Annotated in this window: 13 protein-coding genes; 5 read left to right on the forward strand and 8 right to left on the reverse strand. The window is 73.1% G+C overall.

Annotation, left to right across the window (positions count from 1 at the left end; all coding sequences use genetic code 11):
* Positions 1 to 267: 267 nt before the first annotated feature.
* The 3 genes from ABD369_RS06150 to ABD369_RS06160 form a co-directional block, all read right to left on the reverse strand.
* On the reverse strand, positions 268 to 1518 hold the full coding sequence (locus tag ABD369_RS06150) for a ribonuclease D (protein WP_344635187.1): 1251 nt from the start codon (positions 1516 to 1518) through the stop codon (positions 268 to 270).
* A 250-nt stretch (positions 1519 to 1768) separates the two neighbouring features.
* Complete coding sequence (locus ABD369_RS06155; RefSeq protein ID WP_344635188.1) at positions 1769 to 2485, reverse strand: helix-turn-helix transcriptional regulator; 717 nt, start codon at positions 2483 to 2485, stop codon at positions 1769 to 1771.
* Positions 2486 to 2807: 322 nt separating this feature from the next.
* Entirely contained in the window at positions 2808 to 3452 is a 645-nt protein-coding gene (locus ABD369_RS06160; RefSeq protein ID WP_344635189.1) for a DUF3000 domain-containing protein, read from the reverse strand.
* Positions 3453 to 3597: 145 nt separating this feature from the next.
* Here ABD369_RS06160 and hemE point away from each other — a divergent pair, with 145 nt between their 5' ends.
* Positions 3598 to 4698 (forward strand): uroporphyrinogen decarboxylase, encoded by a 1101-nt coding sequence (gene hemE, locus ABD369_RS06165; RefSeq protein WP_425557546.1) that lies wholly within the window; start codon positions 3598 to 3600, stop codon positions 4696 to 4698.
* A gap of 58 nt (positions 4699 to 4756) precedes the next feature.
* Here the strand turns inward: hemE and ABD369_RS06170 are convergent, their stop codons facing one another.
* Positions 4757 to 5530, reverse strand: coding sequence for an SDR family oxidoreductase (locus ABD369_RS06170; RefSeq protein ID WP_344635190.1), 774 nt, complete (start codon positions 5528 to 5530; stop codon positions 4757 to 4759).
* Positions 5531 to 5680: 150 nt separating this feature from the next.
* Between ABD369_RS06170 and ABD369_RS06175 the strand changes: the two genes are divergently transcribed.
* Genes ABD369_RS06175 through hemQ form a run of 3 tightly spaced genes read left to right on the forward strand, consistent with a single transcriptional unit; the run spans position 5681 to position 8412 of the window.
* Complete coding sequence (locus tag ABD369_RS06175) at positions 5681 to 6268, forward strand: Uma2 family endonuclease (protein WP_344635191.1); 588 nt, start codon at positions 5681 to 5683, stop codon at positions 6266 to 6268.
* 33 nt (positions 6269 to 6301) lie between these two features.
* Complete coding sequence (gene hemG / locus ABD369_RS06180; RefSeq protein ID WP_344635192.1) at positions 6302 to 7702, forward strand: protoporphyrinogen oxidase; 1401 nt, start codon at positions 6302 to 6304, stop codon at positions 7700 to 7702.
* Positions 7699 to 8412, forward strand: coding sequence for a hydrogen peroxide-dependent heme synthase (gene hemQ / locus ABD369_RS06185; protein ID WP_344635193.1), 714 nt, complete (start codon positions 7699 to 7701; stop codon positions 8410 to 8412). Before hemG ends, hemQ begins: the two co-directional genes overlap by 4 nt.
* A gap of 105 nt (positions 8413 to 8517) precedes the next feature.
* On the opposite strand, the gene ABD369_RS06190 is transcribed toward hemQ, so the two are convergent.
* The 4 genes from ABD369_RS06190 to ABD369_RS06205 form a co-directional block, all read right to left on the reverse strand.
* The gene (locus tag ABD369_RS06190) at positions 8518 to 9273 is read right to left on the reverse strand and encodes a TIGR04222 domain-containing membrane protein (RefSeq protein WP_344635194.1); all 756 of its coding nucleotides are present in this window, start codon (positions 9271 to 9273) and stop codon (positions 8518 to 8520) included.
* An 80-nt stretch (positions 9274 to 9353) separates the two neighbouring features.
* Positions 9354 to 10451, reverse strand: coding sequence for a TIGR04222 domain-containing membrane protein (locus ABD369_RS06195; RefSeq protein WP_344635195.1), 1098 nt, complete (start codon positions 10449 to 10451; stop codon positions 9354 to 9356).
* Between the two features lie 60 nt (positions 10452 to 10511).
* Entirely contained in the window at positions 10512 to 10943 is a 432-nt protein-coding gene (locus tag ABD369_RS41525) for an SCO6045 C-terminal-like domain-containing protein (protein WP_344635196.1), read from the reverse strand.
* Entirely contained in the window at positions 10936 to 11787 is an 852-nt protein-coding gene (locus ABD369_RS06205; protein ID WP_344635197.1) for an MbnB/TglH/ChrH family RiPP precursor modification enzyme, read from the reverse strand. The genes ABD369_RS41525 and ABD369_RS06205 overlap by 8 nt, the downstream gene beginning before the upstream one ends.
* A gap of 258 nt (positions 11788 to 12045) precedes the next feature.
* On the opposite strand from ABD369_RS06205, the gene ABD369_RS06210 reads away from it, so the two are divergent.
* Entirely contained in the window at positions 12046 to 12960 is a 915-nt protein-coding gene (locus ABD369_RS06210) for a GNAT family N-acetyltransferase (RefSeq protein ID WP_344635198.1), read from the forward strand.
* Positions 12961 to 12991 lie beyond the last annotated feature (31 nt).

The following is a 12991-nucleotide window of genomic DNA, read 5'->3' on the forward strand; positions in this document are numbered from 1 at the left end:
GTAACTAGCTTGCCCAGGGGCAGCACCCCCATCACCCCATGTGTCCCGCACCACGTCAATCGGCCTGGAAACGACCAGGTACGCGGACAGGGGCGCGGGGGAGCGCGAGCCGGAAGGCGGCCGCCGCCGGGCCCGAGCCCGCACAGGCGGGATGCCGTACCCCGCCCGGTGCGGGCCGGCGAGGCACCCTGCTTCCGCTTCGCGCGTCTCCCCGCGCCCCTGATCGTTCACCCGCCTGCCCGGAGCTCACCCCGGGCGGCCGGAGTCTCAGCCCCGGACCGTCCCGTTGGCGGCCTTGACGAACACCGCCGAGATGGCCGGAGCCACCAGGTCGACCTGCCAATTCCGGGCGCCCAGCGCCAGCAGCGCCGACCCGACCGCGTCCACCGTGAGCAGGGCAGGCGGCTCCCAGCAGACCCGTCGCACCAGCTCCGGGGTGATCAGGTTCTCGGCCGGCAGCCGCTTCACCTCGGCCAGCTCGGTGACGGCCGCGCGGGCCCCCGAGAGTCGCGCCGCGGCCACCGGGTCCTTCTCCGCCCAGGCCCGCGGCGGCGGCGGCCCGTCATGCGGCGCGGTGGCCGGCGGCAGCTCGGTCTCCGGGATCTCCCGGGCCCGGTCCAGCGCGGCCAGCCACTGCTCCAGCTGCCGCCGGCTGATCCGCGGCCCGAACCCCTGCACCATCTGCAGTGCGGCCACGTTCTGCGGCATCGCCAGCGCCGCGTTGACGATCGCGGCGTCCGGCAGTACCCGCCCGGGCGAGACGTCCCGCTCCCGCGCGATCTTGTCCCGGGTCTGCCACAGCTCCCGGACGGCGGCCAGCTGACGGCGGCGCCGCACCTTGTGCAACTGCGAGGTGCGGCGCCACGGGTCCACCCGGGGGGCGGGCCTGGGTGCGTCGGCGATGGCGGCGAACTCCTCCAGGGCCCAGCCGAGCTTGCCCTGGGCGTCCAGCTCCTGTTCGAGTGCGTCCCGCAGCTCGACCAGCACCTCGACGTCCAGGGCGGCGTACCGCAGCCAGGGCTCCGGCAGCGGACGGGTCGACCAGTCCACCGCGGAGTGCTCCTTGGCCAGTGACAGACCGAGCACGCTCTCGGTCATCGGGCCGAGTCCGACCCGGGGGAAGCCCGCGATCCGGCCGGCCAGCTCGGTGTCGAACAGCCGGGACGGCCGCATTCCGACCTCGGAGAGGCAGGGCAGGTCCTGGGTCGCCGCGTGCACCACCCACTCGGTGTCGGCCAGCGCGGCGCCGAGGGCGCTGAGGTCGGGGCAGGCGATCGGGTCGATCAGCGCGGTGCCAGCGCCGGCCCGTCGCAGCTGGATCAGGTACGCCCGCTGTCCGTAGCGGTACCCGGAGGCCCGCTCGGCGTCGACTGCGACCGGGCCGCTGCCCGCGGCGAAGGCGGCGATCGTCTCGGCGAGCACCCGCTCGTCCACCACCACGGGTGGCAGTCCCTCCCTGGGCTCAAGGAGCGGGACCGGGGCTGTCTCTTCTGGGATGGCTGCTACGGCGTCGGTCACCCCCCAAGAGTACGACGGCGGCCGGAACCGGGAAGGTTGTCGGACTGGTCAGAAGGTACTCAGACGTCCTCCTGCCCAGTCGACACGCTCAACGACGCGCCCAAGTTCGCCCGGATGGCCCCCCGCCCGGACGGACCTGACCTGGGCTTCGGGGAAAACCGGCAGCCCGGAGGAAACGTTCCTCCGGGCTGCCAATCGAACTGTCTGTCGTTGCTGGGGCTGCGGTGCGGCACGCGGACGTCGGCGGAGCTCAGTGGATGATGCCGGTCCGCAGGGCGACCGCGACCATCCCGGCCCGGTCTCCGGTGCCCAGCTTGCGGGCGATCCGGGCCAGGTGGCTCTTCACCGTCAGCGCGGACAGGCCCATCGCGACGCCGATCGCCTTGTTGGACTGCCCTTCGGCGACCAGCCGCAGCACCTCCACCTCGCGGCCGGACAGCTCGCGGTAGGCGGCGGGCTGCACACCGGGAGCGCCGGGAGCGCCGGGTGCCCCCGGGGCGCCGACCGCACCGGGCATGCCCGGCATCCCGGGCCGCCGCATCCGGCCGCCCAGTCCGGCGGCACCGAGCGGCAGCCCGGGACGGCCGGGCATGGCGATGTTGGTGCGGGTGCCGGTGACCACGTAGCCCTTGACACCGCCCGCGAGCGCGCTGCGGACCGCGCCGATGTCGTCGGCGGCGGAGAGCGCCAGGCCGTTGGGCCAGCCCGCCGCGCGGGTCTCGGCCAGGATGGTCAGGCCGGAGCCGTCCGGGAGGTGGACGTCGGCGACGCAGATGTCGCGCGGGGTGGCGACCCGAGGACGGGCCTCGGCGATCGAGGAGACCTCGATGACATCGCGGACACCCAGCGCCCACAGGTGCCGGGTGACGGTGTTCCGGACACGGGGATCGGCGATGACCACCATCGCGGTGGGCTTCGTCGGGCGGTATGCGACCACGTTTGCGGGGTGCTCAAGAAGGACCGACACCAGGGGCCTCCTGCGGGGAGTGGCGGACGGAACCCCGAGGGGGCGGTCGGGTCGTTCCGCGTTTGGAAAGGGTCACAGACACCTTCGGCATCAACCGTGTCCGGCTTTAGCGAAAGATCACGATCTAGTGAGTAACAATACGGACAAATCGCGCAAATGACTGATGCGACATGCCCTGAAATCGCACAGATTCGATCGAAAGCAACGCTTACCGATCAGGACTGGACGGCGAATTGACGCAGACCGGGGTCGAAGTCATGCGGCGTCAGTCCTGCGGGTGGCGTTGGCCGCGGCCGGCCTCGAACGGGCCGTCCGTCGCTCCTCAGTGGGAGCGCGGGCGCCGCCGCGCGGGCATCGGGACCACCCCGCCGAGTGACGGCGAGTCCGGCAGCGGTGCCACCGTGCTCGGCGGCAGGCCGGCGCAGGCGCAGAGCAGATCGCCCCAGGCCGCCAGGTGCCGCTCGAACCGGCCGTCCGCCGGGGTCCAGGAGGCGCGGATCTCGATCTCGGTGGACGGCTCTCGGTCGGACAGCGCGCCGAAGTAGTGCGAGGAGGCGTGGGTGACCGTGCCGCCCGGCTCGGCGTAGCCGGCACCGTGCGAACGCAGCGCGTCCAGCAGCCAGGACCAGCCAACCTCGGAGAGCATCGGGTCGTCGGCGATCTCGGGCTCCAGCTCGGCCCGGGTCAGGGTGACCACCCGGAAGTCGCCGTGCCAGGCCTCCTGGCCGGCCGGGTCGTGCAGCAGTACCAGCCGGCCGTCCGCCAGTTCCTCGCCCTCCACCTCGACGGTGGCGGTGAGCGCGTACGTGTAGGGGGCCAGCCGCCGGGGCGCTGGGGCGGGCGAGAGCTGCACCTCGGGCCGCAGCCGCGCCGTGCCGAGCACCTCGACCGCTGCGCGGAACTCGATCGGCGCCGACTCCTTGCCCGTTCCGCCACCTTGTGCGGGGTGCCCGCCGACCGCTGCCATGAGCGGAAGCCTAGGTGGGCCGACGCCGCAATCCGAGCACATTTCGCACCTGCGGCGCGCCGGGGCGGGTGCTCTCGAAGATCTTGGAGGAACGCACGACTCGCCGTCGGGGGCGCGGTCCGGGACACATGCGAAGATTTGCACCGTGAGTGAGACTTCCGCGGCGACCCCGCCAGCCCAGACCGGTCAGCATTCCCCCGCGCGCCGGGGCGCGGCGTACGACTCCCCGTTCCTGCGCGCCGCGCGCCGCGAGCCGGTGCCGCACACCCCGGTGTGGTTCATGCGCCAGGCCGGCCGCTCGCTGCCCGAGTACCTCAAGGTGCGCGAGGGCATCCCGATGCTGGAGTCCTGCACCCGGCCTGAGCTGGTGAAGGAGATCACCCTCCAGCCGGTGCGGCGGCACAAGGTGGACGCGGCGATCTTCTTCAGCGACATCGTGGTGCCGCTGAAGGCCATCGGCGTCGGCGTCGACATCGTGCCGAAGATCGGCCCGGTGATCGCCGACCCGATCCGCACCTTCGACGACCTCCAGCGGCTGCGCCCGCTGGAGCCGGACGACATGCCCTACGTCACCGAGGCCGTCGGCATGCTGGTCGAGGAACTCGGCACCACCCCGCTGATCGGCTTCGCCGGCGCCCCGTTCACCCTGGCCAGCTACCTGGTCGAGGGCGGCCCGTCGAAGAGCCACGAGCAGACCAAGGCCATGATGTACGGCCAGCCCGAGCTGTGGGCCGCGCTGGTCGACCGGCTGGCCGACATCACCGCCGCCTTCCTGAAGATCCAGATCGAGGCGGGCGCTTCGGCGGTCCAGCTCTTCGATTCCTGGGTCGGCGCGCTCGCCCCGGACGACTACCGCCGCTCGGTGATGCCCGCGAGCACCAAGGTCTTCGAGGCCGTCGCCCGCTACGGCGTGCCGCGGATCCACTTCGGCGTCGGCACCGGCGAACTGCTGCACCTGATGGGCGGGGCCGGTGCCGACGTGGTCGGGGTGGACTGGCGGGTGCCGCTGAACGTCGCCGCCGAGCGGGTCGGCCCGGGCAAGGCCCTCCAGGGCAACCTCGACCCGGCCGTCCTCTTCGCACCCACCCGCGTGGTCGAGACCAAGGCCCGCGAGGTGCTGCACGCCGCCCAGGCGCTCGGCGACAGCGGCCACATCTTCAACCTCGGTCACGGCGTGATGCCGAACATGGACCCCGACGCGCTGACCAGGCTGGTCGAGTTCGTCCACGAGACCAGCGCGCGGTAGCGGCCCCTCCCGGGCAACCGGCAGGCGCCTTCGCGGAGCTGCCCGGTTGCTTCGGGGATCAGCGGGTGAACCGGGCAGCCAGGTACTGCTCCCAGGTGCGCCGGCCCACCGCGCGGTCCGGCGCGGTGAGCGCGCCGGAGCGGAAGGCCGCGCCGATCCTCCCCGGGATTCGCACCGCCAGCACCGGGCGGCGCTTGCCCGCCGCCCGCAGCCAGCCCCTGGCCAGCTCGGCCACCGGGTACACCCGGGGGCCGGCCAGGTCCGGCACCCGGCCCGCTGGTGCTCCGAGCGCCAACTCGACCAGCCGGTCGGCCACTTCACCCTGGCTCACCGGCTGGCAGACGGTCCCGGACGGCACCGGGACGACCGGGAGCCGGGACAGCACTCCGAACGCCGCGTTGAGCAGTTCGGGGAACTGGGTGGCGCGCAGGTTGGTCCAACCGAGCTCTGATGCCGCCAGCATCCGCTCGCCCTGCAGCTTGACCGCGTAGTAGGGGTAGGGGATCCGGTCGACGCCGACGATCGAGATGTTGACGACGTGCCCGACCCCGGCGCGCTCCGCCGCCGCGAGCAGGTTCTCCATGGCGGGGACGTCCTGCTTGAAGTGCCGGGCGTCGCTGGCGCAGTGGACGACCGTACGGACGCCGTCGAGCGCCGCGTCCAGCCCCGTGCCGGCCGCAAGGTCGCCGGTGAACCAGGCCACCCCGGGATCCTCGGGCAGCGCCGTCCGCCGGGTCAGCGCCCGCACCGGCGCCCCCGTCCCGCGCAGGCGCCGCACCACCTCGCGCCCCAGCACCCCGGTCGCCCCGGTCACCAGCACCGTGTTCTCCATCGCTCCGCCTCTCCGTGTCGTACCGCCGTCGGCAGGAAGAGGACGGGGCAGACCGGTCGGATGTGACAGTCCTCCTCGAACGATTTTTCTGATGGTGATCCCAGGGAGATTCCGTGGCGTCGGCTTCGCGTCAGCGACTAGCTTGTAGCCATGAGCGAGCTGCCTGACTGGATGTATCCGCCCCGCGAGGAGGGCTGGTTCGCCGAGGATCTCGATGGTCTGCCCAACCTGCCTCGGCACACCGAACTCGTGGACGGAGCGCTGGTCTTCATGATGTCCCCGCAGCGGTCCTGGCACAGCCGTGTGATCTCCGGGCTGACCCGCGCGCTGGAGCCCCAGCTGCCGGACGGCGTCGAAGTCGAGCGGGAGATGACCATCCGGCTGGACAAGCGGAATCGCCCGGAGCCCGATCTGGTCGTGACCACGGCGGCCTACGAGCCTGACCGGACGTGGTTCGCTCCGTCCGACGTCGTCCTGGTGGTGGAGGTCGTGTCGCCGGAGTCCGCTCACCGCGACCGGACGGTCAAGGTGCGCAAGTACGCCGAGGCGGGGATTCCGCACTACTGGCGGATCGAGGAGGAGACCGGCCTGCCGGTCGCCCACGTCTTCGAGCTCGAAGAGTCGACTTCGGCCTACGCACCGGCCGGTATTTTCCGCGGGACCCTCGATCGGCCGGTTCCGTTTCCGGTGAAGATCGATCTCGACCGGCTCGACAAGCCGCTGCGCCGCACCGGTTGAGGCCTCCGGTGTGAGCTCTGCGAGACTGCGAGCATGGTTGAACCTCATGTCGTGGTGATCGGCGGCGGGATCGCCGGGCTCACGGCCGCGTACGCGGCGAGTGCGCGGGCCCGGGTCACGTTGCTGGAGGCGTCCGGGCGGCTCGGCGGGAAGCTGCGGGCCGGTGAGGTCGGCGGAGTGCGGGTCGACCTCGGCGCCGAGTCGATGCTCGCCCGGCGGCCGGAGGCGGTGGAGCTGGCCCGGCAGGTCGGCCTCGCCGGGGCCCTGGAGCCGCCGAGCACGGCGAAGGCCGCGATCTGGACCAGGGGGGCCCTGCGGCCGCTGCCCGGCGGGCAGGTGATGGGCGTCCCCGGTGACCTGGACGCGCTGGCCGCCTCCGGGGTGCTCTCCGAGCGTGGCCTGGACCGGGTCAGGCACGAGCTGGCCACGGCCCCGGTCGGGTCGGACGTCTCGATCGGCGAGTACGTCGCGGCTCGGCTCGGCCGCGAGGTGGTGGACCGACTGGTGGAACCGCTGCTCGGCGGCGTCTACGCCGGTCACGCCGATGAGATCTCGCTGCGCGCGGCCGTCCCCGCGCTGCTGCCCGTGGCCCGCAGCGGCGGCTCGCTGCTGGAGGAGGTGCGCGAGCTGACCGCGCGGCCCACCAGCGTCGGGCCGGTCTTCCAGGGCATCGAGGGCGGTGTCGGCACCCTCCCGGAGGCGGTCGCCGACGCCTGCCGCAAGGCCGGAGCCGAGCTGCGCACGGACAGTGCGGTGGACGAGCTGCGCCGCACCCCCGAGGGTTGGCGGGTCGTCACCGGCGACGAGGTGCTGCACGCAGACGCGGTGGTGCTGGCCGTCCCCGCGCCGCAGGCCGCCCGGCTGCTGCGCGCCGACGCCCCGGGCGCGGCGGCCGAACTGGACACCGTCGAGTACGCGGGCATGGCCCTGGTCACGATGGCCTTCCGCCGCGCCGACCTGACCGAGCCGCTGACCGGCAGCGGCTTCCTGGTGCCGCCGGACGACGGCCGCTCGATCAAGGCGTCCACCTTCTCCTCCAACAAGTGGGGCTGGCTGGACCGCGGCGCACCGGACGCCTTCGTGCTGCGCACCTCGTTGGGTCGCCACCGCGAGGAGGAGGCGCTCGACCTGCCGGACGAGGAGCTGGTGGCCCGCTCGCTGGCCGACCTCGGTGAGGCGGTCGGCCTGCGCGCGCGCCCGTACGACACCGCGGTCACCCGCTGGCGCGGTGGTCTGCCGCAGTACCCCGTGGGGCACCTGGAGCGGGTGGAGCGGATCCGCGGGCAGGTGGCCCGCCTCGGCCTGGCGGTCTGCGGGGCCGCGTACGACGGGGTGGGGATTCCGGCCTGCATCGCCGGTGCCCGCCGGGCGGTCGACGAGGTGCTGACCCCGGCGATCGGCACACACGTAACGGAAGGGACAATGGGCACATGACTGAGTCCACTGAAACGCAGCCCGAGAAGAAGAAGGCCCGGGACCTGAACAAGGTCATCCGCTACACCATGTGGTCGGTGTTCAAGCTCAGGAGCGAGCTGCCCGAGGACCGCGCCGCGCTGGCGGCCGAGGTCGAGGAGCTGTTCGAGCAGCTGGCGGCGAAGGACGTCACGGTGCGCGGCACCTACGACGTGTCCGGCCTGCGCGCCGACGCCGATGTGATGATCTGGTGGCACTCCGGTGACTCGGACAACCTGCAGGAGGCGTACAACCGCTTCCGCCGCACCGGCTTCGGCCGCGCCCTGGAGCCGGTCTGGTCCAACATGGCGCTGCACCGCCCGGCCGAGTTCAACAAGTCGCACATCCCGGCGTTCCTCGCCGACGAGCGGGCCCGCGAGTACGTCTGCGTGTACCCGTTCGTGCGCTCCTACGAGTGGTACCTGCTGCCGGACGAGGAGCGGCGCGCGATGCTCGCCGAGCACGGGCAGATGGCCCGGGGCTACCCGGACGTGCGGGCCAACACGGTCGCCTCGTTCGCGCTCGGCGACTACGAGTGGCTGCTCGCCTTCGAGGCGGACGAGCTGCACCGGATCGTGGACCTGATGCGCGACCTGCGGCCGTCCCGGGCCCGGCTGCACGTCCGCGAGGAGGTGCCGTTCTTCACCGGCCGCCGCAAGCCGGTCGCCGAGCTGGTGGCCGGCCTGGTCTGAGCCTCCGCGCCTGACCGCGCCGAACCGGGGTACCGGGATCCGCGCGGTCCGCCCACCACGGAGGTGGGCGGACCGCGCGGATCCCCGTACCCGGCCGGACGGGCCCTAGTTGCGCAGAGCGGCGCGCAGGCGGGCGTCCTGGAGCGCGGCGGGGCCGACCATGGCGACGGCGGTGAGCAGTTCCTGTTCGGCGCCGGCGGGGTCGGGGCGGACCGCGTGGAGTACCTCCTGGCCGGCGTGGGTGGCCCAGCGGGTGTAGGGGTGGACGTCGACCCGGGCCATCAGCAGCGTGCCGCTGGTGAGTACCAACGGCAGGGCGAACCAGGCGATGGCGGCTCCCGTGTCCGTGCCGTCGGGCGCCAGCGCGATGGACGCTCCGAGGAGGAGCAGGCTCAGCAGCAGTGCCAGCCGCACCTGCCGGACCGCCATGGAGGTGGCCTCCTTGACGACCGCCGGGGTGGCGAGTCCGGCCAGCACCAGCCGTCCGCCGATCTCCAGCACGGCCGGGTGGACGGCGAGTTGCTCGCGGAGCTCGGAGGTCCTGCACTGCCCCTCGGGGCCGATGCAATCGATCAGCGCCCGCTCCAGCAGGTTGCGGCCCTGCGGGTCCACCACGGTGGTCCAACCGGTGTGCGCCAGGTGCAGCCGGCCCTGAGCGGCCATCAGTACCAGGGCGAGATCGACCACCCGGGCCGGGCCCCCGGCCAGGTGCGCGGTCTCGTACAGGCCGATCCCGGTGGCGTCGCCGGGCCGGCCGGTCTCGGCCCCGGAGAGCGCGTCTGCGGTTGCTGCGACCTTGACCAGCCGGAAGCAGGAGAGTGCGGCGGCGAGGAACGCGGGTATCAGGAAGAGCAACCACATGGGGCTGTTTCTAGACCTGGCGAGCCGTTCGGGGAAGTGAATTTCCGGTTCGCGATACCGAACTGTGACCGATGCACGGGTTACGAACCGCAGCTTGAGCCGCAGCTGGATCCGCAACTGCTGTGCCCCGACGAGCAGCTGTGGCCGGAGGAGCTGCTGTGCCCCGACGAGCAGCTGTGGCTGGACGAACTGCTGTGGCCGGACGAACTGCTGTGGCCGGAGGACGAGCCGCAGCCACTGGACGAGCCGCAGGACGAGCCATGGTGCGAACCGTGGTGTGAGCCGCCCGGACCGGGGTCCGGGGTGGCGGACGAGCACCAGGCCACCGCCGCCGCCCCCGCGTCGAGGCCCCCACCGTAACCGGAGTCGCCCGAGCCGCCGCCGACGCTTGCGCGGGCCCGCTTCCGCATGGCGGTGCGCAGGTCCTCGTCCTTCAGGGACTCGACGCCCTCCAGCGCCAGTGCGCCCAGTGCGGCGGTGGTGTCGGCGTCGGCCCCGGGGACGGCCGGCTTCCACGGTGAGGAACCGGTCTTCATCAGGCCCAGCTGCCGCAGCCCGGCCGGGCTGACCCGGCTCTTCCCGGGCCTGGTGGTGGCCAGCCAGACGGCCCCGAGCAACAGCAGTCCGAGGAAGGCGAAGAACGGCGGCGCGCTCGTGGCCCGCTCCCCGGCGGGCCGGAAGGGCCAGCCGAGCCCGGTCGCCAACCCGACTATCAGGGCGACCAGCAGGGACAGCTGCAGGAAGCGCCGGGCCCGGACGGCGGCGCGGTGCAGTTCGGGCCGCCGCATCAGCCCGCGTTCCGCCAGCCGGTCGCCGATCCGCTGGATCTCCGGGCTGCGCATCACCGCCCGGCGCAGCAGGTCCACTTCACTCTGCCGGCCCGGCCCCGCGGCCTTGATCAGTACGGCCTCGGCCGGGTCCTTCGGCGCGGGGTCGGTCACGGTGGCCAGACCGTCCCGGGAGACGATCAGCCGGCCCTCCCGCTGCATCCGGACGATCACCGCCTCCGCCGCCCGGGCCGGGCCGCCGGCGAGGAAGGCGCCTTCCGGCAGCGGCAGTGCGCGGCCGGGCAGGCCCTGCGGCTTCGGTACCCGCCGCATCCGCCGCAGCGCGACGGACGTCCACAGGCCCGTGCCCACCACCAGCGTGGTGGCGGCGGCGAACTCGGTGTACCACATCTCATGTCCCCCGTAGTCGAGTTGAAGCAGCCGGCGGTGCTCGGACCCGCCGGACGGGCCCTAGCCGTGGAAGCGGCGCCAGCGGCGGCGGGGCGGTTCGGCAGGCCGCAGCCAGCGCTCCAGTGCGGGCCGCCAGGGAGTGTGCGGCGCGCCGACGGCGGCCCAGTCGACCGCCCACTCGGCGAAGGCCCGCGCGTCCGCCCGGTAGCCCCCGACGGCCGGGCCCTGCTGCGCGTACCGGCGGAACAGCGGCAGGTAGTCGTCGCCGAGGATCCGCGCGACCTCGGGTGCCACCCGGGCCACGGTGTCCCGCCGTTTGGCGAGCAGGCCCTGGGTCTGGACGCGTACCTGCTCCGGGTCGAAGCCCTCCGGCGCCGGGCCGCCCGAGACCAGCACCGCCAGCAGCTCGGCCTGCCGCCGGGCCAGTCGGGCGCGGGCCACCACCAGCTCCGGGTCGCCCGCCCTGACCAGGTACTCGAAGTGCTCAGACATGCTCCAGCCTTCCTTCCAGCACGGCCCGGATCGCGTCGAGCTCGCCCGCCAGTTCGGCGGGCGGCGGGTAGTGGTCGTCACGTTCCAGCAGGACGCCGGGCGGCAGCGCCCGTTCGCAGAGCCGGGCCAGGACCTCGAGTACGGGCTCGGTCACCGGGTGGGCGTGGGTGTCGTGCCAGACCCCGTCGACCTCGATCCCGCCCGCCACATGGACGTAGGCGACGGCCTCCAGCGGCAGTCGGTCGAGTTCGGCGGCGATGTCCAGGCCCAGGTTGACCCGGTTGGTGTGCAGGTTGGCGACGTCGACCAGCAGCCGTACGCCGGTGCGCTCGACGAGCTCGGCCAGGAACTCGCCCTCGGTGAACTCGTCCTCGGGCCAGGCGAGATGGGCGGCGATGTTCTCCAGCGCCAGCGGAACCGGCAGTTCCTGCTGGGCGATCCGGACGTTCTCCGCGATCACCCGCAGCGAGTCCCGCGAACGCGGCACCGGCAGCAGGTGGCCCGCCTCGACCCCGCCCGCCCGGACGAACGCCAGGTGCTCGCTGACCAGTGGCGCGTCCAGCGCCTGAGCGGCCGTGGCCAGCCGCGACAGGCGCTCGGGGTCGGGCAGTTCGGCACCGCCGAGACCGAGCGCCACCCCGTGCGGGACGACCGTCACACCGCGCTCCCGCAGCACCCGCAGCGACTCGGGCAAGTGGCCGGCGCGCAGTTGGTCGAGGCAGAGGTTCTCGGCGACCACCTCGACCCAGTCCAGGCCGGGCAGCCGCTCCACCACGGTGTCGATCTCGGCCCGCCAGCCGATGCCGACTCCCAGGCGGGGCAGGGCAGTAGCAGCAGACGTCATGGGATGCGCCCCCTTCGGAGGGCTCGCCGAACAGCGTCGGACAGAACGGTGGGACAACGGAACGGAAGCTGTGCCGCACAGGTGTCATCGGACCGCGGAGAGGGCCTCGTCGCGCTCTCACGCCTCGTTGCTGAGGGTCTCTCCCCGCCGGGTCGTTGCCAACCCGCACCCGGCAACCTCAGAGCTGAACTTGAGCTTTCCGCCGCACCCGGAAATTCAGCGGAACCCGGGCGGTTCCGGGGCTACCGTGGGCGGCCTATGAATCTGACGATCCGTGACTTCCGCCCCGAAGACGCCGAAGCGGCCGCCGCCGCGTACAGCGCGGGCCGCCCGCACCTGCTGATGACGCCCGAGGCCGTCCGCTGGAGGGTGGGTGCGGCCGCCCCCGACCAGCACTACCGGCTGCTGGTCGCAGAGTTGGACGGCCGGGTGGTCGGCACCGCCCGCTGCATGGTGCACGCGGACGCCAGTGTGAAGGGCCAGGGCGGCATCAACGTCAGCGTGCTGCCCGAGTACCGCGGCCGGGGCGCGGGCGGGGCCCTGGTCAGGGCGGCCGAGCAGCACCTGACGGCACACGGGGTGAACCGGATCCACTCCTGGGTCGACGACGAGCCCGCCGCCCGCCGCTTCGCCGCCGATCGGGGCTACCGGGCCGGCCGTAGCTTGTACTTCGCCCGCCTCGACCTCACCTCGGGCCTGCCGCCCGTCCCCGCGCTCCCGCCGGGCGTCGAACTGCGCACCGCCGACGACTACCTGGACGATCCCCGCCCGCTCTACCTGCTGGACATCGAGGGCAGCCGCGACGAGCCCGGCGACCTGGACGCGGCCGACCGCGGCTACCAGGAGTGGCTCGCCGACACCTGGGACCACCCCGACCTCGACCGCGGCCTCACCACCGTCGCCGTCCTGGACGGCCGGGAGGCCGCCCTGGTGGCCGCCGAGACCGACGGCGCCCACCGCTACTGGTCCGCCTTCACCACAACCGGCGCCCGCTACCGGGGCCGCGGCCTCGCCAAACTGGCCAAGGCCCACTCCCTGCACCTGGCCCGTGCCGCCGGCTGCACCGACGCCTACACCAGCAACGACACCACCAACGCACCGATGCTCGCGGTCAATGCCTGGCTGGGGTACGAGCGCTGCGCCCGCGAGTGGAAGTACATCCGGGAGCTGTAAGGGCGCGCGTTTCACGAAGGACCGCGCGGCC

Source organism: Kitasatospora cystarginea (assembly GCF_039533515.1).
Taxonomy (GTDB): Bacteria; Actinomycetota; Actinomycetes; order Streptomycetales; family Streptomycetaceae; genus Kitasatospora; species Kitasatospora cystarginea.

Excerpts from the sequence above, each read along its gene's own strand:
- hemQ (WP_344635193.1), top strand. The coding sequence starts at position 7,699 with ATGACTGAGTCCACTGAAACGCAGCCCGAGAAGAAGAAGGCCCGGGAC.
- ABD369_RS41525 (WP_344635196.1), bottom strand. The coding sequence starts at position 10,943 with ATGTCTGAGCACTTCGAGTACCTGGTCAGGGCGGGCGACCCGGAGCTG.
- ABD369_RS06175 (WP_344635191.1), top strand. The coding sequence starts at position 5,681 with ATGAGCGAGCTGCCTGACTGGATGTATCCGCCCCGCGAGGAGGGCTGG.
- hemG (WP_344635192.1), top strand. The coding sequence starts at position 6,302 with ATGGTTGAACCTCATGTCGTGGTGATCGGCGGCGGGATCGCCGGGCTC.
- ABD369_RS06190 (WP_344635194.1), bottom strand. The coding sequence starts at position 9,273 with ATGTGGTTGCTCTTCCTGATACCCGCGTTCCTCGCCGCCGCACTCTCC.
- ABD369_RS06160 (WP_344635189.1), bottom strand. The coding sequence starts at position 3,452 with ATGGCAGCGGTCGGCGGGCACCCCGCACAAGGTGGCGGAACGGGCAAG.
- ABD369_RS06195 (WP_344635195.1), bottom strand. The coding sequence starts at position 10,451 with ATGTGGTACACCGAGTTCGCCGCCGCCACCACGCTGGTGGTGGGCACG.
- ABD369_RS06170 (WP_344635190.1), bottom strand. The coding sequence starts at position 5,530 with ATGGAGAACACGGTGCTGGTGACCGGGGCGACCGGGGTGCTGGGGCGC.
- ABD369_RS06205 (WP_344635197.1), bottom strand. The coding sequence starts at position 11,787 with ATGACGTCTGCTGCTACTGCCCTGCCCCGCCTGGGAGTCGGCATCGGC.
- ABD369_RS06210 (WP_344635198.1), top strand. The coding sequence starts at position 12,046 with ATGAATCTGACGATCCGTGACTTCCGCCCCGAAGACGCCGAAGCGGCC.